This is a genomic window from Enterobacter sp. Cy-643 (genome assembly GCF_011752815.1).
In the GTDB taxonomy this organism is placed as follows: Bacteria; Pseudomonadota; Gammaproteobacteria; order Enterobacterales; family Enterobacteriaceae; genus Cedecea.
The window spans coordinates 118,774-139,009 of record NZ_VWWV01000006.1 but is presented as its reverse complement, the minus strand read 5'-3'; the positions used below and the strand labels follow the sequence as shown (position 1 = coordinate 139,009).

Genomic DNA, 20,236 nt, shown 5'->3' with positions numbered 1-20,236 from the left:
CAGCTATTACTGAATTGCTGAGCAATCAATGCCCTGAGAGGAAGAGGTGGTGTGCTTTCAGCAAATTTGGAGATTTTTCTGAGCGTATTCTCTCAGCGCCTCGAATGAGTGAATACCGGGGATGGCTTATTCCAGGTTGCGAAAATTCGCAACCCTGAAGAGTGAGGGGCGCGTTTTTTTTATAATTAAGAGTAATTCCCTGGCATAATAAGAAAGTACTTAATTAAATAATTCAATCCAGCAAGAACGGCAGATTGAGTTTGATATAATTCATGAGTTTATATTGGCTCTTGATATTAAGTTTTTTCATAATCGACAGTCGTTTATCCCGCGCAGTATTTTCATCAATATGCATAATAAAAGCCGCATCAATCAGCGAGTAACCACAGGCCATTAGCTTCAGTAATTCACGCTCCTGCATGTTGAAATGCCGCGTTGTGCAGTAGTGGCAAATAGACGTAGGCACGGGCAGGGTGTTTTTTTTGCGCCGTTCTGGATCTACCCAGGGGGCCAGTTTGAGCCTGACATCTTCGACCTCATCCTCACGGTAGATAGACGGCAGCATATACAGGCAGGGACGAAACATCAGGTTCTCCTGATCCTGCTTTTTGCAGATGAGGATCACCCGCTGATGGCGCGTTGTCTGCGGTATTTTGTAGCAGTTGGCGGTTGACCAGTTGTCGTCTAGCGCGAAAAAAACCAGATCGGCGACGTCCTGATGTGCCAACGGTAGGAAATGATAAGTCTCGCTAAACTGATGGCAGAGCTGCTGGATAATAATTTTAATGCCATTTGCAAAATGGCTATTTCTTTCACAGATAGCAACGGTAAGCATGCTTTCCTCCGGGCTGGTTGACTATTAAAAAAATGATAGTGAAAAAAACTCGGGTTATGAATGTGTTACGACTTAACCCCGCAGGTGTGGAGGATGAATTATTGCCAGGCCATTTCCTGGGAGTAGCAGAAAAAACGGCAAAAAAACGCTTTGGGTAAAGTTTTCTGCTGTTAGGCCGATGATTAAGACTTGTCTTACAGGGAATGAGAAGCAATGTTAAACCGTATCAAAATCGTTACAAGCTTACTGGTCGTCCTGGGGCTGTTTGGCATTTTGCAGATAGCTTCCGGCGGGTTGTTCTTCAATGCGCTGAAGCAGGACAAAGAAAATTTCACCGTTCTACAAACCATTCGTCAGCAGCAGTCAACGCTGAACGGCAGCTGGGTCGCGCTGTTGCAGACCCGCAATACCCTGAACCGCGCCGGTATTCGTTACATGATGGATGCCAATAAAATCGGCAGCGGCGCAACCGTTGAAGAGCTTATGGCCATCGCCAGCACCTCGCTAAAACAGGCCGAGGTTGAGTGGGCGGCTTATGAAGCTTTGCCGCGCGATCCACGCCAAAGCGACGCGGCCGCACAAGAAATTAAGCGCAACTACGATATTTATCACGGCGCGCTGGCGGAGCTGATTCAACTGCTCGGTGCGGGGAAAATTAATGAATTCTTCGATCAGCCGACCCAGGGGTATCAGGACGGCTTTGAGAAGCAATACGTTAACTATCTGCAGCAAAACGACCACCTTTATCAGGAAGCGGTCGACAGCAGCAACAGTTCCTACAGCATGGCGATTTGGATCCTGATTGGCGTTCTGATCGTGGTGTTGGTGGTGATCCTGGTGGTCTGGCAGGGGATCCGTACCACGCTTATCTCTCCGCTTAATCGTCTGATCGACAGTATTCGCCATATCGCCAGCGGCGATCTGGTGCGCAAAATCGACGTGGAAGGCACCAACGAGATGGGGCAGCTGGCCGAGAACCTGCGCCATATGCAAAATGAGCTGGTGGTAACCGTAGGCGAGGTCCGCAACGGTGCGAATGCCATTTATAGCGGCGCCAGCGAGATTTCCATCGGCAATAACGATCTCTCGTCTCGTACCGAACAGCAGGCGGCATCGCTTGAGGAAACGGCCGCGAGCATGGAGCAGCTGACTGCCACGGTTAAACAGAATGCTGAAAACGCCCGTCAGGCTAGCCAGCTGGCGCTAAGCGCTTCTGAAACCGCACAGCGCGGCGGTAAAGTTGTAGATAATGTGGTGCATACCATGAGCGAGATTGCCGGCAGTTCGCAGAAAATCGCCGACATTATTAGCGTCATTGACGGCATCGCCTTCCAGACTAACATTCTGGCTCTTAACGCCGCCGTTGAAGCGGCCCGTGCCGGTGAGCAGGGACGTGGTTTTGCCGTGGTTGCCGGGGAAGTGCGTAACCTGGCGCAGCGTAGCGCGCAGGCAGCGAAAGAGATCAAAACCCTGATTGAGGACTCGGTCAGCAAGGTAGATACCGGTTCTACGCTGGTTGAAAGCGCCGGGGAAACCATGGGGGAAATCGTTAATGCGGTTACCCGCGTGACCGATATCATGGGTGAGATTGCCTCTGCGTCTGACGAGCAAAGCCGCGGGATCGATCAGGTTGGGCTAGCGGTTGCAGAAATGGATCGTGTGACCCAGCAGAACGCCGCGTTGGTCGAGGAGTCTGCCGCCGCCGCCGCCGCGCTGGAAGAACAGGCCAGCCGGTTGACGCAGTCCGTTTCCGTATTCCGCATCGCTCAGGAACGCCAGACTAAAGCCCAGGCCGCTGCGCCGAAGGCTGTCGCGACGACGGCTGCACCGCGTAAGGCCGTGGCTGCGGCATCTGACGATAACTGGGAAACCTTCTGATTCGAGCTGTATTGGAACAACAAGGCGGATAGCGCAAAGCTGTCCGCCTTTTTTATACCCTCGCTACCATTTCCAGCGCGTCGCTGTCCTGAAGCCAGTCGCGCGAATTGATCCTCAGCATTTCCATAAAGGTCGTCCCTGCGGTGGACAGCCGCCCTATACTAGGGCAAACGATATTCACGCTGGTTGCCGGCAGCACTTCTTTAAGCGTCAGTGGCCGAAGGTTTTTTTCATAGCCAGGAAAGCGGAGCCTGACCGAAGTCCACATGCTGACAATGGGCGCCTGTTCCATCATGCGCGCCATAATCCACGGCGAGGAGCAGTGCACAATCGTCGGCGGTAGCGGCAGGTTATAGCGGCGGAAGACCTGGCCCAGAATAGAGTGCTCTCCCGGCTCATCCCAGTCCAGCCAGGGAAATTGCATCAGGCTTTTCAGCGTGGTGGTGTGGGTGACGGGATGATGCTCGCCGGCAATAATGGTGTTGCTGAGGGCGTAGAGCGTTTCCTGGTAAAACGTGCCGATGGGCGTTCCGCTGGCGCTGGTCATCACCGCCATATCCAGCCGCTGATTAGCGAGCGCATCCAGAATCTGGAGCGGCCTGCCTTCCATTGCGATTAACTTCACGCCGGGATAGCGGCTCTGGTACTGGCTCATTGTGGTACTAAAGGGACCGTAAGAGGCGGCGGAGGTAAATCCAACGCGCAGCTGACGCATGGCTTTTCCGAGCAGATTATCGATTTCATCCCGCGCCTGATGTAACGAGCGATCGATATCCCTGGCATGGCGCAACAGCACTTGCCCGTACTCATTGAGCGTCACGCCCCGTGATGAGCGTTGCAAAATTGGCATGCCGATTTCCGTCTCCAGCTCCTGAATGGTTTTGGAAATAGCGGGTTGAGTGAGATGCAGCGCCCGGGCGGCCTTGCCTATGCTGCCCTGTGCGGCAACTTCCAGTAATACATCTAATTGATTTATTTTGATTTTCATTTGTCACTCCGCCATTGGCTTTCGCCATAGTGCAAAAAATGCACTTTCAGGATACGAAGAATATAACCAAAGTCATAACTAATTTTTATGTTTGCGATGTTCTTTTTTTATGCAGATAGTCGAATCATCCTCAGAAGTCACAGCCCGACATGCAAAAAATAATGAGAAGGAAGTGAGCATGAAATCATCTGCAAGTACTGCCTCTGCGGCGAGCGGGTTGATCGCCGCGATGCCGCCTCAAAGCCGCCCTCTGGAAGAGCGAACCTGCGCTAAGTCTCTGGTGGCGGTAACGTTGGGAAACGGATTAGAAATCTATGATTTTGCGGTTTATAGCTTCTTTTCAGTGATCATTGGCCACCTTTTTTTTCCCTCCAGTAATGACTATGTTTCGCTGCTGCTGGCGGTAGCGACCTTTGGCGTCGGTTTTGTGATGCGCCCATTGGGCAGCCTGGTGCTGGGTAACTATGCGGATAAGCATGGCCGCCGTTCCGGGATGACGTTGATCCTCGGACTGATGGCCCTTGGCGTGATGCTGGTGGCGTTTGCGCCGACTTACAGCCAGGTCGGAATACTGGGTCCCATCGTGTTGATTGCCGGCCGCCTGCTGCAAGGATTTTCCGCCGGGGGCGAAATCGGCGCGGCAACCAGCTGGCTGATGGAGGCCGGCGATAAATCCCGGCGCGGGCAGCGCGTGAGCTGGCAGATGACCAGTCAGGGCGGCGCGGCGCTGTTTGGGGCGGCAATGGGAGCAGGATTGAGCCACTACCTCAGCGAAGAGGCCCTGTACGATTGGGGCTGGCGCGTGCCCTTTATTCTGGGTCTGGCGATCATGCCCATTGGGATGTACATCCGGCGCCATTTGCCGGAAACCCATCATACTGAAGCGACTCCCCAAAAGGAGAACTCGGCCAAAGTCCTCTGGCGAGAGCATCGTCGGGCGCTGCTGTTGGGCATTTTGCTGATAATGAAAGGCACGACAACGTTCTACATCATCATTTATTACATGCCTGCATACATGGTGAATACGCTGCATATGCCGGCGGCAACCTCCTATTGGATAAGCCTGACGGCGGCGCTGATGACGCTCCTGATCCCTTTTTTCGCAGGAAAGTTGGCGGACAGGCTGCCCCGACGCAAGCCAATCATGATCGCCTGTTTTGCCGTATCGCTCGTGCTGATTTGGCCGATCTTCGCCTCGATTTTGAACGGTATGCCGCTGTGGGTAACTATCGCGTTAATCGCTGTCGACCAGGTGCTGGCGAATGTTTGCACGGTGGTACTGTTCCTGCTGCTGCTCGAAGCATTTCCGAAAACGGTTCGGGCCTCGGGCATCAGCATTGTGTATGCCGTTGGCGTCACCCTATTTGGCGGCTTTGCGCAATTTAACGTGACCTGGTTGCTTAAAGCGACGGGTCAGCCGATGACGCCGGCCTGGTATCTGATTTTTTGCTCTTTCGTTTCGCTGGCGGCGCTGCTTGCCTGGCGGGAACGGAAAACGCGACCTGACGCTTAATACAAGGAGCTACCTATGTTGATTAAAGAGATTCTGGATCGTGAAGAAGAGATGATCGCCCTTCGGCGCGATTTCCACCAGTACCCGGAACTGGGGTTTGAAGAGTTCCGCACCAGCGATCGTATTGCTGAACTGCTGACCGGCTGGGGTTATGAAGTACATCGCGGGTTAGGCGGCACCGGGGTGGTTGGGACGCTAAAAGTGGGAAGCGGCAGTAAAAGATTGGGGATCCGCGCCGATATGGACGCGCTGCCGATGCAAGAGCAAACCGGGCTGCCCTGGGCAAGCCAGGTGGAAGGTAAGATGCATGCCTGCGGGCATGACGGCCACTGCGCCATTCTGCTTTCTGCGGCTCGCTACCTGGCGGAGAAGAAGCCTTTTAACGGGACGCTGCATCTGATCTTTCAGCCGTCGGAAGAAAAGATCGGCGGTGCTAAGCGCATGATCGACGACGGTCTGTTCAGGCTGTTCCCGTGCGACGCGGTGTTTGGGCTGCATAATTTTCCCCTGATCCCCGCCGGTCAGTGGGTGACGAAGCCGGGGGCGTTAATGGCCTCTTCCGACAGCCTGACCATTACGCTGGAAGGTAAAGGTGGGCATGGCTCGATGCCGGAGCACTGTATCGATCCTACGATTGCCGGAGCTTCTATTGTGATGGCGCTGCAAACTATTGTCTCGCGCAATATCGATCCGCAGGATGCGGCGGTGGTGACCGTAGGCAGCCTGCAGAGCGGCACAACACACAACATTATCCCGCACACAGCCGTGCTGAAGCTGAACATGCGTGCCTTTAAAAAAGAGGTTCGTGAGGCGCTCAAACAACGGGTTGAAACCCTCGTCCACGCTCAGGCGGACAGTTTTGGCCTGAAGGCCTGTATAGAGGTGGATTTTGGCTATCCGGTGACGATAAATAACGAAGCACAGACGGCATTCGCGCTTCAGGTTGCCCGGGATACGTTCGGCGCGGATAACGTGGCGGATCCTCAGCAGGTGAAGAGCATGATGGGCAGCGAGGACTTCTCTTTTATGCTGGAAGAGGTGCCTGGGTGTTATCTCTGGCTGGGTACGGCGACGGGGAAAGATGACTATTCAGTGCATCATCCTCTGTATCAGTTTAACGATGCCTGTATTTCGGTGGGGGCTACATATTGGGTTCGGTTGAGTGAGGCATTTTTACGCTGAGGATTTCCCCCTGACGCTTTCCTTTGCGGGAGCGTCAGGGGGCGGAGCGTTACTCGGCGTCTTTCGGGGCTTCGCGGTTTTCCAGTTCTGTCAGGCGCTGCTCCAGCAGAGCCAGTTTCTCGCGGGTACGCAGCAGTACCTGAGTTTGCACGTCAAACTCCTCGCGGCTCACAAGGTCAAGACGGGTTAACTGAGACTGCAGGATCTGGCGTACTTTCTTCTCCACATCATCCCCGAACTCACGAATCCCTTTCGGCATTGACTCATGGACCTGGCGGGCGATTTGTTCAATTTTTTTCGGGTCAATCATAGCGGCTTCCATTATCTGGCGGGTAATGAGGTTAATTGTAATGCCTGATTGCCAGGGGATAAACTGGAAATGTTGCCTGTGTAATCGTTGCCCACAAAAATGATTAGCGCTATAGTGAACCTGCTTATTCTCAGGGCGGGGCGAAACTCCCCACCGGCGGTAAATCAGCGAACGCTGAAAGCCCGCGAGCGCTTCAGGCTTTGTCTGAAGGTCAGCAGATCCGGTGTAATTCCGGGGCCGACGGTTAAAGTCCGGATGGGAGAGAGTAACGATCACGTCAGGCCCTGGCCTGCCCGCGTTATTTTTTTAGCTCCTAAGACTGCCCTGATTCTGGTAACCATAATATTAATGAGGTTTTTATTACCATGAATCAGACGCTACTTTCTGCATTTGGCACTCCGACTGAGCGCGTTGAGCGTGCTCTTGATGCGCTTCGCGAAGGCCGTGGCGCCATGGTTCTCGACGATGAAAATCGTGAGAACGAAGGCGATATGATCTTCCCGGCTGAAACCATGACCGTTGAGCAAATGGCGCTGACCATTCGCCACGGGAGCGGCATTGTCTGCCTGTGCCTGACCGACGAACGCCGTAAACAGCTCGATCTGCCGATGATGGTTGAAAATAACACCAGCGCTTTCGGCACCGGGTTTACCGTGACCATCGAAGCCGCTCACGGTGTGACAACCGGCGTTTCCGCAGCCGACCGTCTGACCACCGTTCGTGCAGCCATTGCCGACGGCGCTAAGCCGAGCGATCTGCATCGCCCTGGCCACGTTTTCCCGCTGCGTGCGCAGCCGGGCGGCGTGTTAACTCGTGGCGGCCACACCGAAGCTACTATCGATCTGGTGTCTCTGGCCGGTTTCAAACCAGCGGGTGTGCTGTGTGAACTGACCAACGACGACGGCACCATGGCGCGCGCGCCGGAGTGTATCGAGTTTGCTCGTAAACACAATATGGCGGTTGTGACTATCGAAGATCTGGTGGAATATCGCCAGGCCCAAGCGCGTAAAGCCAGCTAAAAAAGTAAAGCCCGGTCAGCGCGATCGGGCTTTTGTTTTTCACTCCCGCCTTGCTGTTTTCGACCTTTCAGACCTGTTCAAAATTTCTGATGATCATCATCATGCTTATCTGAGTTCTTCCCTCAAAAATTGGGCGTAATCTGTGTGTATTGAATCTTAGCCATTTAAGGACACCATCATGACAACCCCACGTATGCCCGCGCTGTTCCTTGGCCACGGTAGCCCGATGAACGTGCTGGAAGATAACCGCTATACCCGCGCCTGGGCTCAGCTTGGCGAAACGCTGCCGCGGCCAAAAGCGATTGTGGTGGTGTCGGCCCACTGGTTCACTCGTGGAACGGGCGTGACCGCGATGGAAGCGCCGAAAACGATTCACGACTTTGGCGGTTTTCCGCAGGCGCTGTATGACACGCACTATCCGGCACCCGGCTCGCCTGAGCTGGCGCAGCAGCTGGTTGAATTATTGGCACCAACGCCGGTGGCGTTAGATAAAGAGGCATGGGGCTTTGACCACGGCTCGTGGGGAGTGCTGATCAAGATGTACCCTAACGCGGATATCCCGATGGTGCAGCTGAGCATTGACAGCACGAAGCCTGCAGCCTGGCATCTGGAGATTGGCCGTAAACTGGCTACGCTACGTGACCAGGGCATCATGCTGGTGGCGAGCGGTAACGTGGTGCATAACCTGCGAACGGCGCGCTGGCACGGCGAAAATATGCCTTACCCATGGGCCGAGTCGTTTAACGATTATGTTAAAGCGAACCTGGCCTGGCAGGGGCCTGCGGAGCAGCATCCGCTGGTGAACTATCTCAGCCATGAAGGCGGTTCACTGTCTAACCCGACGGCAGAACACTTCCTGCCGCTGCTTTATGTCCTGGGCGCATGGGACGGCAAAGAGCCGATCGCGATTCCGGTCGACGGCATAGAGATGGGATCGCTGAGTATGCTGTCGGTTGTGGTGGGGTAAATAAAAAGCGCCCGATGGGCGCTTTTTTAATGTTTTATTCCACAAAGATATGCGGATAGAAACGGGAAAGATCCTGGGTGATAAGTTCGCGATCCTCACGAATGCCGATCCCTGCAGGCCGATCGTTAATAAGCCAGCTGCCAATCAGCGTATAGCTGTCGCCGAATTTTGGTAGCGGATAGAACTGCTGGACGATCATGCCTTCTTCGCCGTACGGCCCGTCAACGCGCGCGATCTCCTGGCCATTCTCGATGATCTTCACGTTGGCGCCTTCGCGGGAGAAGATTGGCTTCACGACGTATTTTTCCATCGGCGGGAAGTTATCTTCGGCGAAATAAGCCGGCAGCAGGTTAGGGTGGCCCGGGAACATCTCCCACAGCATCGGCAGCAGGGCTTTGTTGGAGATAATGCTTTTCCAGGCTGGCTCCAGCCAGCGCACGCCGGCATCTTCCAGCTTGGTGGAGAACATCTCGCGGAGCATGAATTCCCACGGGTAGAGCTTGAACAGGTTGCTGATAACCTGATCCTGCAGGTCGGTAAACTGACCTTTTTCGCCGAGGCCAATTTCCTCGATAAACAGGAACTCACTGGCGACGTCGGATTCGGCGGCGCAGTCCTGCAAATATTGCACGGTGCCGCGATCTTCGACTGTTTCCTGACAGCAGGCAAAGTGCAGCAGATTAAAGCCATACTGCTGTTTGAGTTCGGCGAAACGCTCGATCAGTTTTTCCTGCAGGCTGTTGAACTGGTCTGCGCCTTCGGGCAGATTGCCCGCAGCCACCTGATCTTCAAGCCAGATCCACTGGAAGAAAGCCGCTTCATACAGCGAAGTTGGCGTATCGGCATTGTTTTCCAGCAGCTTGGGTTCACCCACGCCATCCCACGCCAGATCCAGGCGGGAATAAAGGGAGGGCTGCTGGCTGCGCCATGATTGGCGAACAAATTCCCAGGTGTGTTTCGGAATGCGGAAACGGGCCATCAGCTCGTCGCTGGCCACCACTTTTTCCACAACCTGCAGACACATTTGATGCAGCTCGGCGGTGACCTCTTCCAGGCGTTCAACCTGAGCCAGCGTGAGCTTGTAATAGGCGTCTTCACACCAGTACGGCTCCCCGTACATGGTGTGAAAATTGAAGCCGTATTCCGTGGCTTTTTCGCGCCAGTCAGGGCGTTCGACGATTGAAACTCTTTCCATGATGTATCAGCCGCCCATCGAACGGCTGCTGCCGGAGGTGGCGCTGCTGCGCTGCATGGTGGATTGCTTGGCCACTGACTCACCAAAGCCGCCGCGAGTCACCGTTGAGGTGGTCGCAGGTTTTGGTGCCATCGCGCTTTTCGGAACGGTTGTCGTCCGGCCTGGGGTGGCCGCGCCGTAGCTTTTACCGCTGGCATCGGCGTACTTGCCGTAAGCCGGGCTGGCCGGGTTTTTTGAGGTAAACAGCGGCTGCTGCGCAAAGCCCGCGCCGCCGCCCATCAGACGGCCCATCATGTAGCCCGCCATCAGCGGCATCCAGAAGCTGCCGCTTTGCTGCGGTTGAGCCTGAGCCTGGCTTTCGCCGGCAAGGCTTGCCTGAGCAGGGGCTGGCTGGCACTGGCCTTCGCCAAACTCGGCCACGCAGGCTTCACGGGAAGCGTACTTCGGTGCCGTGCGCTCGGCTTCTTTCAGAGCGTTATTATAGGCGGTGGTACATTCCGCGCTTTTGCTCGGGTTTGCCTGCGAGCAGTCGTCCGCGTTTTGGTACATTGAGACGGTTTCGTCGCTTTGTTCACAGCCGGCCAGCATAAAGACGGCGGTGACCGCCAACGCCACCGGCGTTAAATGGCGTGCGTTCCAGCTTTTGCGGAACGATGAATGATTTATATTTTTTGTCCGTTTCATTTAATCAGTCCTGAGCCCAGTAGGTTTGGTGCTAAGGATAGGGGATGAGCGGTTGAAATTGAAGCGATGTTGGCCTGTTGGCAGGAGATCTTTACGTTGCCTTACGTTCAAACGCGAGACAGAAAAAAAGGGGCGTAAAAATACGCCCCTTTTGTTGGCATTCCGGCGATTAATTAGCGAATGGGTTCGCTTTTTTCCCGCTGGTGGCCGCAGCCGGAGTAGCATGAGCAGCTTTAGTTGATGCGGCTGCTGGGGTGGTGTTGTAGCCATCAGCACGGGCATCTTGCTCTGGGGTTTCCGGCGCAACGCTGTCCGCAGAGGTTGAAACCGGTTTGCCCAGCGTATTGTTTAGCGCAATCAGATCCTGCTCGTTCAACGTACCCAGCGCTGATTTGATATTCAGCTGGTTAATCAGGTAGTTATAACGTGCGCTGGAGAGTTGCTGCTTGGCGTTATACAGCGTGGTGGTCGCGTCCAGTACGTCAACGATAGTACGGGTACCCACTGAGTAACCGGCTTCCATCGCATCAAGGGAGCTTTGCGCAGACACAACGGCCTGTTTGTAAGCGTTGATGGTGCTGATAGAGGCATTTACGTTATTGAAGGAAGAACGCACGGTCTGTACCACGCTGCGGTGCGCGCTTTCCAACTGCTCGCTGGCGCCCACAAAGTTGTACTGAGCCTGTTTAACCTGAGAGTTAACCTGGCCACCCTGGTACAACGGCAGGGAGAAGCTCAGGCCAACCTGGTTCTGCCCTTTATAGCTGTTGTCATACTGCGAATTGCCGGAGGTTTTAGAACCATTGTAGCTGCTGTTAGTGACGCCGCTGGATGCGTTCAGGCTCAGCGTCGGCAGGTGGCCGTCTTCAGCCAGGCGAATTTGTTCGCGCGCCAGATCCTGGCTCAGACGAGCTTGAAGCAGGCTGAGGTTGCGTTTTTCAGCATCTTTCAGCAGGTTATTGACTGCATCTGGCTTGGTGGTTTTGAAACCGTCCACGTTCAGAGAAGCCAGGCTCAGGTAGTCGTTCCCGGTGACCTGGCGCAGCGATTCCACCGCGTTATCCAGATTATTACGGGCGGTCACTTCGTTCGCCAGCACGGTGTCGTACTGCGCACGGGCGTTCTGTACGTCAGTGATGGCAACCAGGCCTACGTTAAAGCGCTGGGTGGTTTGATCCAGCTGGCGGTAAATGGCCTGTTTCTGCGCTTCAGTATAGGAAAGCGCGTCAATCGCGCTCAGCACGTTGAAATAGGCTGTTGCCGTGTTCAGGATCAGAGACTGCTGATCGGTCTGGAAGCTGACGTCCTGAATCCCTGCGGTTTTTTCCTGCAGGCTCAGTGCGCGCCATTTCGACATATCAAAAATGGTTTGCGTCAGCTGTAACGTTGCGCTGGTCGTGTTGGAGTTAATACCGTTAGAGTCGCGGAAACCGTTACCGTAGGTGTAATCTGCACCCAGGCCCAGCTGTGGAAGTAATGGGCTGCGTGCTTCATTAATTTTTTCGAATGCGGCGTCACGGTCAGCAGCGGATTTACGCAGGTCCGGGTTGCTGGTGCGGGCCTGTTGATAAACCTGCAGCAGGTTTTCTGCCTGGCTCATGGCGCTGAAACCCGTTAGGCTCAGACCGATAAGAATGGGGAGCAGTTTCTTCATTTGCATTCCTTGTTGTGAAGCAGAATTATTTTGTTTAACGCCGACAGGAGTCAAAGATGATCGCCGATTCTACAGATTCCGTCAGCCGGGCAGGTTGGCGTAAAGTGCCATCTACCTTAATTTTCACCAATCTACCACATCAAAATTGAAAGGGCAGTTACGCAGGGTTGAAATCACCCGGTCAGCGCCCATTTGTCATCAGGACATCATCTATGAACAAGTCAGAAAAGCTAGCGGCTACTTTCGCCAAAAAGGATGTAGAAATTATTGCACGGGAAACGCTTTATCGTGGCTTTTTTTCACTCGATCTTTATCGTTTTCGCCATCGTTTGTTCAACGGCGAAATGAGTGGCGAAGTCAGGCGTGAAATTTTTGAGCGCGGTCACGCTGCGGTGCTGCTACCCTATGACCCTGTGCGTGATGAAGTCGTGCTGATAGAGCAGATTCGTATTGCTGCCTGGGATACCAGCAAAACCCCATGGCTGTTAGAAATGATCGCCGGCATGATTGAAGAAGGTGAAAGCGTAGAGGATGTTGCGCGCCGTGAAGCCGTAGAAGAAGCAGGCCTTGCCGTGGGCCGAACCAAACCGGTTCTGAGCTATTTAGCCAGCCCCGGCGGCACCAGCGAAAGGTTGTCTATTTTAGTCGGCGAAGTGGATGCCACTCAGGCCAACGGTATTCATGGCTTGGTGGAAGAAAACGAAGATATTCGTGTTCATGTGGTTAGCCGGGAACAGGCTTACCAGTGTGTCGAAGAGGGGAGCATCGACAACGCGGCGACGGTCATCGCTTTGCAATGGCTGCAGCTGCATTATGAGCAACTAAGAAAAGAGTGGAATCACTGATTATGAAGCGCTATACCCCTGACTTCCCCGAAATGATGCGTTTGTGCGAAACCAACTTCGCGCAGCTGCGCCGTCTGTTGCCGAAAAATGATGCAGCGGGCGAAACGGTAACCTATCAGGTTAATAGCGCCAGATATCGATTAACTATCTCAGAATCAACGCGTTATACCACTCTGGTGGAAATAGAACAAACGCAACCCGCGGTGAGTTACTGGAGCCTGCCGTCAATGTCGGTCAGGCTGTATCACGATGCGATGGTCGCGGAAGTGTGTTCAAGCCAGCAGATCTTTCGCTTCAAAGCGCGATATGATTATCCGAATAAAAAGTTGCATCAACGCGACGAAAAGCATCAAATTAACCAGTTTCTTGCTGACTGGCTGCGCTACTGTTTAGCGCATGGAGCAATGGCCGTGCCCGTGTATACCTAGTTTTTTAGGGCCCAGGACGGCTAACGGCACAACGCCCTGAATAAATGGATGATATTGATACCCTGAATGAATCGAGCTGCCGCCTGGATATCAGCAGCTCAAGTGTGGTGGGTAGTGAGTGCGTGAAACCTAAGGACACCATTTGGAAAGCCTGTTAACCCTTCCTGTGGCCGATGGAGGCCGAATCAGGATATTGCAAATAACCGATACCCATTTGTTCGCTGGAAAGAACGAAACGCTGCTCGGTATTAATACCTGGAAGAGCTATCAGGCGGTGTTGACCGCCATTCTTGCCGAACAGCGTGCCTGCGACTTACTGGTGGCAACCGGGGATTTGGCACAGGATCACAGCGTGGAGGCTTATCAGCACTTTGCTGAGGGGATCTCCCGTATTGCTGCGCCTTGCGTTTGGCTACCGGGTAACCACGATTTTCAGCCTGCGATGTTTAACGCTCTACAGGACGCGGGCATTTCCCCGGCTAAGCGCGTTTACATTGGCGATCGCTGGCAAATTCTGTTGCTGGACAGTCAGGTCTTTGGCGTTCCCCACGGTGAACTAAGCGACTATCAGCTGGAATGGCTTGAGCGTCAGCTGGCTGCGGCTCCAGAGCGTCACACGTTACTTCTGTTGCATCATCATCCTCTTCCTGCCGGCTGTAGCTGGCTGGATCAGCACAGCCTGCGCAATGCTGCCGCACTGGATGCCGTGCTCAAGCCCTGGCCGCAGGTGAAAACACTGCTTTGTGGGCACATTCATCAGGAACTGGATCTCGACTGGAACGGTCGCAGAATGCTGGCTACACCTTCGACATGCGTCCAGTTCAAACCTCACTGCGCTAATTTCACACTCGACACCATTGAGCCGGGTTGGCGCTGGCTCGATCTTTACCCCGACGGCAGCCTGACGACGGAAGTTGGCCGTCTGCAAAGCGGTAAATTCAGTCCTGACACGGCTTCTGAGGGTTATTAATGCCTGCGTTACTGTATCTGCACGGGTTTAATAGCTCTCCGGCCTCCGCAAAAGCGACCCGTTTTAAGGCATGGCTGGCCCAGCAGCATCCTGAAATTGAAATGATTGTGCCTCAGTTACCGCCATATCCGGCAGAGGCCTCCGAGCTGCTAGAGTCGCTTGTGCTTAAACGTGGAGGCGAGCCGCTGGGCATTGTGGGATCTTCTCTCGGCGGCTATTACGCGACCTGGCTTTCGCAATGCTTCACTTTGCCTGCTGTGGTAGTTAACCCAGCTGTTCGCCCCTTTGAGCTTTTGGTGGGTTACCTTGGTAAAAACGAGAACCCCTACACCGGGCAGCAATATGTGCTAGAGTCACGCCATATTTACGATCTGAAAGTCATGCAGATTGACCCGTTGGAAGCGCCAGACCTGATTTGGCTGCTGCAACAAACGGGCGATGAGGTGCTTGATTACCGCCAGGCCGTAGCTTACTACGCGCTCTGCCGCCAGACGGTGAAACCCGGTGGCAATCATGCCTTCACGGGCTTCGAAGATTATTTCACACAGATTGTCGACTTCCTCGGCTTGCGCTGAGGCCTGACGGCCGATTTCCTGTTTCGCTATCTGAATGAATAAACCATGACGCAATCCTATAATGCCGATGATATAGAGGTACTCACCGGGCTTGAGCCTGTTCGCCGCCGCCCGGGGATGTACACTGACACCACTCGTCCTAACCACTTAGGGCAGGAAGTCATTGATAACAGCGTGGATGAGGCGCTGGCAGGTCACGCTAAGCGCGTGGATGTCATCCTGCACGCCGACCAGTCGCTGGAAGTCATTGATGACGGGCGAGGAATGCCTGTCGATATCCATTCCGAAGAAAAGGTACCGGCCATTGAGCTGATCCTTTGCCGCCTGCATGCTGGCGGGAAATTCTCGAATAAAAACTACCAATTCTCCGGCGGCCTCCACGGCGTAGGGATCTCTGTGGTTAACGCCCTTTCCAAACGCGTTGAAGTGACCGTCCGCCGTGACGCTCAGGTATACAGCATCGCTTTTGAAAACGGCGAGAAGGTGCAGGATCTGGAAGTGATTGGCACCTGCGGGAAGCGCAATACCGGGACCAGCGTACATTTTTGGCCGGACGAAAGCTTCTTCGACAGCCCGCGCTTTTCCGTTTCACGTCTCAGCCACCTGCTGAAAGCGAAAGCCGTACTGTGCCCGGGTGTCGAGATTACCTTCACCGATAAAGTGAATAATACCGAGCAGCGCTGGTGTTATCAGGACGGCCTGAACGACTACCTTTGCGAAGCCGTGAATGGCCTGATTACGCTGCCGGAAGCGCCGTTTATTGGCAATTTTGCGGGCGATACCGAAGCCGTTGACTGGGCGCTGCTCTGGCTGCCGGAAGGCGGTGAACTGCTGACGGAAAGCTACGTAAACCTGATTCCAACCATGCAGGGCGGTACTCACGTAAACGGTCTGCGTCAGGGGCTGCTTGACGCGATGCGTGAGTTCTGCGAATACCGCAATATCCTGCCGCGCGGCGTGAAGCTTTCTGCGGAAGATATTTGGGAGCGGTGTGCCTATGTGCTGTCGGTCAAAATGCAGGATCCCCAGTTTGCTGGCCAGACGAAAGAGCGTCTTTCCTCGCGCCAGTGTGCGGCCTTTGTTTCTGGCGTAGTGAAGGATGCTTTTAGTCTGTGGCTGAACCAGAACGTGCAGGCTGCAGAACAGCTGGCCGAGCTGGCTATTTCCAGCGCCCAGCGTCGTATGCGCGCCGCGAAGAAGGTTGTGCGTAAAAAGCTGACCAGTGGACCGGCGCTGCCGGGTAAGCTGGCGGACTGTACCGCGCAGGATTTAAGCCGGACCGAGCTTTTCCTGGTGGAAGGGGACTCTGCGGGCGGCTCTGCGAAGCAGGCCCGCGATCGCGAGTATCAGGCGATCATGCCGCTGAAAGGGAAGATCCTGAACACATGGGAAGTTTCTTCTGACGAAGTACTGGCCTCGCAGGAAGTGCACGATATTTCTGTGGCGATCGGTATTGATCCAGACAGTGAAGATCTGAGCCAATTGCGCTATGGCAAGGTCTGCATCCTTGCGGATGCGGACTCCGATGGTCTGCACATTGCCACGCTGCTGTGCGCGCTCTTTGTGCGCCACTTCCGGGCACTGGTGAAAGGTGGTCACGTTTACGTGGCGATGCCGCCGCTCTACCGCATCGATCTGGGTAAAGAGGTTTATTACGCGTTGGATGAAGAAGAAAAAGCAGGCGTGCTGGAACAACTTAAGCGCAAGAAAGGGAAGCCAAACGTGCAGCGCTTTAAAGGGCTGGGAGAGATGAATCCGCTTCAGCTTCGCGAGACCACGCTTGATCCGAATACGCGCCGTCTGGTTCAGTTGACCATCAGCGACGAAGACGACCAGCGCACGCTGGCGACCATGGATATGCTGCTGGCCAAGAAACGTTCTGAAGATCGCCGCAACTGGCTGCAGGAAAAAGGCGACATGGCCGATATCGAGGGCTAAACGTTTTGCTCCAAAACGTAAAAGGGATGGCTCAGGCCATCCCTTTTTGCATTCGTGGACGCCAGTTACTTCACGGCTGCTTCGAGAATGCGGATATGCACTTCCAGCACGTCGTCTTTCACGCGGGCGCTATGTTCTTTCATGTGCGTCGTCTGAAGATGGGCTTCCAGATGCGCAACGCTTTCCCATTTTTCCAGCATGAAGATGGAGTCCGGCGCGGTAGTCTGGAACGCTACCTGAGCGTTATGGTCGACCAGCGGCGCGTAGCCGTGGCAGCCTTCTTCCTGCAGCACGGTTGGAATAATTTTCTCAAACGCTGCAATTACCGCCTGACGATGGTGTGAACCTGGACGGGTGCGAATTTCTGCAATCACTGTCAGCATGACTAACTCCTTATGTTATCCGGCCAACAGTTAAGCAAAAATACCAGCCAGATGCTTGCGATATTCTGCTACATAATGTGGCACATCAGGTGCTTTGATGACGTCATTAGCGATAAAGGTTGGCAGCCCTTCCATACCCAGGAACTGGTTAGCCTTGTGGAACGGCAGATAAACGCCGTCTACGCCAACGCCATGGAAAAACTGATCTTTTTCGGTGAACGCTTCTAAAGGTGCGTTCCAGGTCAGAGACATCATGTAGGTTTTGCCCTGAATCAGGCCGCCGGAACCATATTTTTTAGAGGCGTCTGAACGGGTACGGCCGTCGCTGGCATACAGCGAACCGTGGCCTTCGGTGAACACATCGTCAATGTACTTTTTGACCGTCCATGGAGCACCCATCCACCAGCCGGGCATCTGCCAGATGATACTGTCCGCCCAGAGGAATTTCTCAACTTCCGCTTTAGCGTCGTATTCGCTGTCTGCGCGGGTGACCTGAACATCATGCCCGAGGTCGCGCAAATAGCCTTCCGCGACTTCAGTCATGGTGTCATTAAGCTGGCCGTTGGAATGGCCGAATTTTTTACCGCCGTTGATAATCAGGATATTGCTCATCGTTAGCCCTTAAATAATTACGTTTGCCAATTATTATAAGCAGCATGCTGATGCGAAAAAATGATCAAAATGTGCAAAGACTTTTGCTGAGTTAGCAATAATCTGGTTGAAATCTCTCAAAGCCAACTGATGTGGACCCTAAAGCCGCCGCTTTCTGCGTTGCTAAAAGTTGCCTGCATACCGTGCAACGCCGCAATTCGACTTACAATGGACAGCCCCAGCCCGCTGCCGGTTTTTTGTTGTCCTGGCGGGCGAAAGAAGCGTTCACCCAAAGAAGAAAGATATTCAGGGTTCACGCCTGGCCCATTGTCGATAACCTCAAGCTCATTCTCCTTAAGTATGACGTTCACAACGCAGCCTGCCGGGCTGTAGCGAACGGCGTTATCGAGAATATTGCGCAGCATCAACCCGAGCAGAAGTGGCTGAACGCGCTGGATTACTGGTTTTTCCGGCATCTGCAGGTGGATATCAATATGCTCTCGCTGAGCGCCGTGCCAGGCTTCCATAACGCTTTCCTGCAGGAGTGTCTGAAGTGACATTACTTGCACATCATTAAGTTCAGCCAGGGAGTCCAGCCGGGAAAGCGTCAGTAGTTGTTCAACGAGACGGGAGGCGCGATCGATGCCGTGGTGAAGATGGGTCAGAGCTTGCTCTCTGACCTGAGTATCATCTTCCGCCAGTTGAGCCACCTCTGCCTGTACCTTCAGGGCGGCAAGCGGGGTTCGGAGCTCGTGTGCGGCATCGGACGTAAAGCGCCTTTCACGCTGCATAAACGCTTCTGTACGCTCAAAGAGCTGATTTAAGGCATCCACAAGTGGGCTGACTTCCAGCGGGAGCGCCTGAGTTTCGAGTGTGCTGTTGTCACCGGGAGGGCGGCGCTGTAGCTTCTGTGCCAGTCTACGCAGCGGTGCCAGCTCTCTGCTGACTAACCAAATCAGCAGAAGCAGCATCAGCGGCAGCGCTATTAGCCAGGGCGTGAGCTGAGCAGAAACGATATCCAGAGCCATATCGTTTCGGTAATCCCACTCCTGGCCGACCACGATACGATAACGGCCATCAGCTGTTGTCAGCCAGATCAGACGCCACAGATCGTCATCATCATCGAGTTGCCCGTCCGCAAATCCATCTCTATGCCATGAATAGGTCAGTCCTTTACCGCTGTCGCCGTCATTGAGCACAAGCCTGCCCTCTGCGGTAAAAATGGCGAAGGCCAGTGTGTCATCATCGAGCTTACCGCGATGTTTTTTCAGTATGTTTTTACTGCGGGGAAGCTGTGGCTCGGCGTTGTTTGCGCCCTCGTAATCCAGCACGCTTAGCCGCTTAGCAAAAAGCAGTTGTTGCGTATCAAAGAGCTTGTTGAGCGATTTACGGGCTTCATACCACGCGGCGGTACTGGCAAAGGCCGCTGCTACAAGGGTCAGCACTATAAAGCCTAAGGTCAGGCGCGTGCGTAAGCTTTTGGTTAATAACGTGTTCAGCATGAATCACCTAACGTATAGCCGATACCGTGTACGGTGCGAATGAAGCTACTGCCCAGTTTTTTCCTTAGATGATGGATGTGAACCTCAAGGGCATTGCGCGAGACTTCGTCGTCCCAGTTATAGATTTTTTCCTCGATCAGTGTGCGTGGCAGAACACGCCCGACATTACGCATAAGCAGCTCGAGTAAAGCGAATTCCTTCGGCTTTAGCTGTAGGGGGGCGCCGCTAAGAGATACCGTATGATTTGCCGGTGAGAGCACAACATTTCCGTGGGTAAGTTCTGGCTGTGCGTGGCCGTGCGCCCGGCGGATAAGCACCTGTAGCCGCACAGCCACTTCTGTCAGTGCGAATGGTTTGCAAAGGTAGTCGTCCGCGCCCAGCTGTAATCCCTCAATGCGCTCTTCCAGCGAGTCTCTGGCCGTCAGGATTAGTACAGGTTGACTGTGCCCCTCTTTACGCCAGGCACGCAGAATATCCAGGCCATCTATTCCCGGGAGACTGAGATCTAACACTACGGCGTCGTAGGGTGCCAGACCGAGTGCGGCTTGCCCCTTGGGGCCATCGCTAAACCAGTCAACAGCAAACCCCATTTTGATGAGTCCGGCTTTAATGCCGTCGCCAATGAGCGGGTCATCCTCAATAAGTAACAGGCGCATGGCGCACTCCTTGTTGCTGCCGTTAAGACGAGCAGTAAATACCTGTCGACTTAGCGTGTACAGAAGAAAAACCTGCTCCTTCGGCAAAGACCGCAAATTGACAATAAAAAACACTTCCTTGGG

Annotated in this window: 20 protein-coding genes and 1 riboswitch; of the genes, 10 read left to right on the top strand and 10 right to left on the bottom strand. The window is 54.1% G+C overall.

The genetic code is table 11. From position 1 onward, the window contains the following. Window positions 1–232 precede the first annotated feature (232 nt). Window positions 233–835, bottom strand: coding sequence for a fimbria biosynthesis transcriptional regulator FimW (gene fimW, locus F3J29_RS19445; protein WP_166868577.1), 603 nt, complete (start codon window positions 833–835; stop codon window positions 233–235). 213 nt (window positions 836–1,048) lie between these two features. Here fimW and tsr point away from each other — a divergent pair, with 213 nt between their 5' ends. Beyond that, entirely contained in the window at window positions 1,049–2,713 is a 1,665-nt protein-coding gene (tsr, locus tag F3J29_RS19440) for a methyl-accepting chemotaxis protein (RefSeq protein ID WP_166868576.1), read from the top strand. 52 nt (window positions 2,714–2,765) lie between these two features. Here the strand turns inward: tsr and F3J29_RS19435 are convergent, their stop codons facing one another. Beyond that, window positions 2,766–3,701: a LysR family transcriptional regulator gene (locus F3J29_RS19435; protein ID WP_166868575.1), complete on the bottom strand. Its 936-nt coding sequence runs from the start codon at window positions 3,699–3,701 to the stop codon at window positions 2,766–2,768. Window positions 3,702–3,879: 178 nt separating this feature from the next. Between F3J29_RS19435 and F3J29_RS19430 the strand changes: the two genes are divergently transcribed. Together F3J29_RS19430 and F3J29_RS19425 are read left to right on the top strand one after the other, a co-directional pair. Then, window positions 3,880–5,214 carry an MFS transporter gene (locus F3J29_RS19430; protein ID WP_166868574.1) on the top strand — a complete coding sequence of 445 codons (1,335 nt, stop codon included), beginning with the start codon at window positions 3,880–3,882 and terminating at the stop codon, window positions 5,212–5,214. 15 nt (window positions 5,215–5,229) lie between these two features. Further along, complete coding sequence (locus tag F3J29_RS19425) at window positions 5,230–6,396, top strand: M20 aminoacylase family protein (protein WP_166868573.1); 1,167 nt, start codon at window positions 5,230–5,232, stop codon at window positions 6,394–6,396. Between the two features lie 49 nt (window positions 6,397–6,445). On the opposite strand, the gene ubiK is transcribed toward F3J29_RS19425, so the two are convergent. After that, complete coding sequence (ubiK, locus tag F3J29_RS19420; protein WP_008460905.1) at window positions 6,446–6,706, bottom strand: ubiquinone biosynthesis accessory factor UbiK; 261 nt, start codon at window positions 6,704–6,706, stop codon at window positions 6,446–6,448. A 122-nt stretch (window positions 6,707–6,828) separates the two neighbouring features. Beyond that, window positions 6,829–6,977: riboswitch (FMN riboswitch) on the top strand. A 94-nt stretch (window positions 6,978–7,071) separates the two neighbouring features. Here ubiK and ribB point away from each other — a divergent pair. Beyond that, complete coding sequence (gene ribB / locus F3J29_RS19415) at window positions 7,072–7,725, top strand: 3,4-dihydroxy-2-butanone-4-phosphate synthase (RefSeq protein ID WP_008460907.1); 654 nt, start codon at window positions 7,072–7,074, stop codon at window positions 7,723–7,725. Between the two features lie 178 nt (window positions 7,726–7,903). Then, window positions 7,904–8,692: a 4,5-DOPA-extradiol-dioxygenase gene (gene ygiD / locus F3J29_RS19410; RefSeq protein ID WP_166868571.1), complete on the top strand. Its 789-nt coding sequence runs from the start codon at window positions 7,904–7,906 to the stop codon at window positions 8,690–8,692. A 34-nt stretch (window positions 8,693–8,726) separates the two neighbouring features. Here the strand turns inward: ygiD and F3J29_RS19405 are convergent, their stop codons facing one another. From F3J29_RS19405 to tolC, 3 genes are all read right to left on the bottom strand, one after another. Then, window positions 8,727–9,887: a glutathionylspermidine synthase family protein gene (locus F3J29_RS19405; RefSeq protein ID WP_166868569.1), complete on the bottom strand. Its 1,161-nt coding sequence runs from the start codon at window positions 9,885–9,887 to the stop codon at window positions 8,727–8,729. A 6-nt stretch (window positions 9,888–9,893) separates the two neighbouring features. Beyond that, window positions 9,894–10,571, bottom strand: a complete 678-nt coding sequence (locus tag F3J29_RS19400) for a DUF1190 family protein (RefSeq protein ID WP_008460913.1) — start codon at window positions 10,569–10,571, stop codon at window positions 9,894–9,896. Between the two features lie 169 nt (window positions 10,572–10,740). Further along, complete coding sequence (tolC, locus tag F3J29_RS19395; RefSeq protein WP_166868567.1) at window positions 10,741–12,225, bottom strand: outer membrane channel protein TolC; 1,485 nt, start codon at window positions 12,223–12,225, stop codon at window positions 10,741–10,743. Window positions 12,226–12,437: 212 nt separating this feature from the next. On the opposite strand from tolC, the gene nudF reads away from it, so the two are divergent. The 5 genes from nudF (at window position 12,438) to parE (ending at window position 16,981) form a co-directional block, all read left to right on the top strand. Continuing rightward, a complete protein-coding gene (gene nudF, locus F3J29_RS19390) occupies window positions 12,438–13,070 on the top strand; it encodes an ADP-ribose diphosphatase (RefSeq protein ID WP_166868565.1) in 633 nt (210 codons plus the stop codon). A 2-nt stretch (window positions 13,071–13,072) separates the two neighbouring features. Next, window positions 13,073–13,498: a DUF1249 family protein gene (locus F3J29_RS19385; RefSeq protein ID WP_166868563.1), complete on the top strand. Its 426-nt coding sequence runs from the start codon at window positions 13,073–13,075 to the stop codon at window positions 13,496–13,498. 142 nt (window positions 13,499–13,640) lie between these two features. Further along, entirely contained in the window at window positions 13,641–14,468 is an 828-nt protein-coding gene (gene cpdA, locus F3J29_RS19380; RefSeq protein ID WP_166868562.1) for a 3',5'-cyclic-AMP phosphodiesterase, read from the top strand. Continuing rightward, window positions 14,468–15,043, top strand: a complete 576-nt coding sequence (gene yqiA / locus F3J29_RS19375) for an esterase YqiA (RefSeq protein WP_166868560.1) — start codon at window positions 14,468–14,470, stop codon at window positions 15,041–15,043. Before cpdA ends, yqiA begins: the two co-directional genes overlap by 1 nt. Window positions 15,044–15,088: 45 nt before the next feature. Continuing rightward, complete coding sequence (gene parE, locus F3J29_RS19370) at window positions 15,089–16,981, top strand: DNA topoisomerase IV subunit B (RefSeq protein ID WP_045783988.1); 1,893 nt, start codon at window positions 15,089–15,091, stop codon at window positions 16,979–16,981. A gap of 65 nt (window positions 16,982–17,046) precedes the next feature. Here parE and F3J29_RS19365 read toward each other — a convergent pair whose 3' ends face one another. The 4 genes from F3J29_RS19365 to qseB all read right to left on the bottom strand — a co-directional run bounded on the left by F3J29_RS19365 (window position 17,047) and on the right by qseB (window position 20,113). Beyond that, window positions 17,047–17,364 (bottom strand): putative quinol monooxygenase, encoded by a 318-nt coding sequence (locus F3J29_RS19365; RefSeq protein WP_166868558.1) that lies wholly within the window; start codon window positions 17,362–17,364, stop codon window positions 17,047–17,049. Window positions 17,365–17,394: 30 nt separating this feature from the next. Further along, window positions 17,395–17,976, bottom strand: a complete 582-nt coding sequence (locus F3J29_RS19360; RefSeq protein ID WP_166868556.1) for an NAD(P)H-dependent oxidoreductase — start codon at window positions 17,974–17,976, stop codon at window positions 17,395–17,397. A gap of 116 nt (window positions 17,977–18,092) precedes the next feature. After that, window positions 18,093–19,454, bottom strand: coding sequence for a quorum sensing histidine kinase QseC (gene qseC, locus F3J29_RS19355; RefSeq protein ID WP_502706572.1), 1,362 nt, complete (start codon window positions 19,452–19,454; stop codon window positions 18,093–18,095). Beyond that, entirely contained in the window at window positions 19,451–20,113 is a 663-nt protein-coding gene (gene qseB, locus F3J29_RS19350; protein ID WP_166868553.1) for a quorum sensing response regulator transcription factor QseB, read from the bottom strand. Before qseB ends, qseC begins: the two co-directional genes overlap by 4 nt. Window positions 20,114–20,236 lie beyond the last annotated feature (123 nt).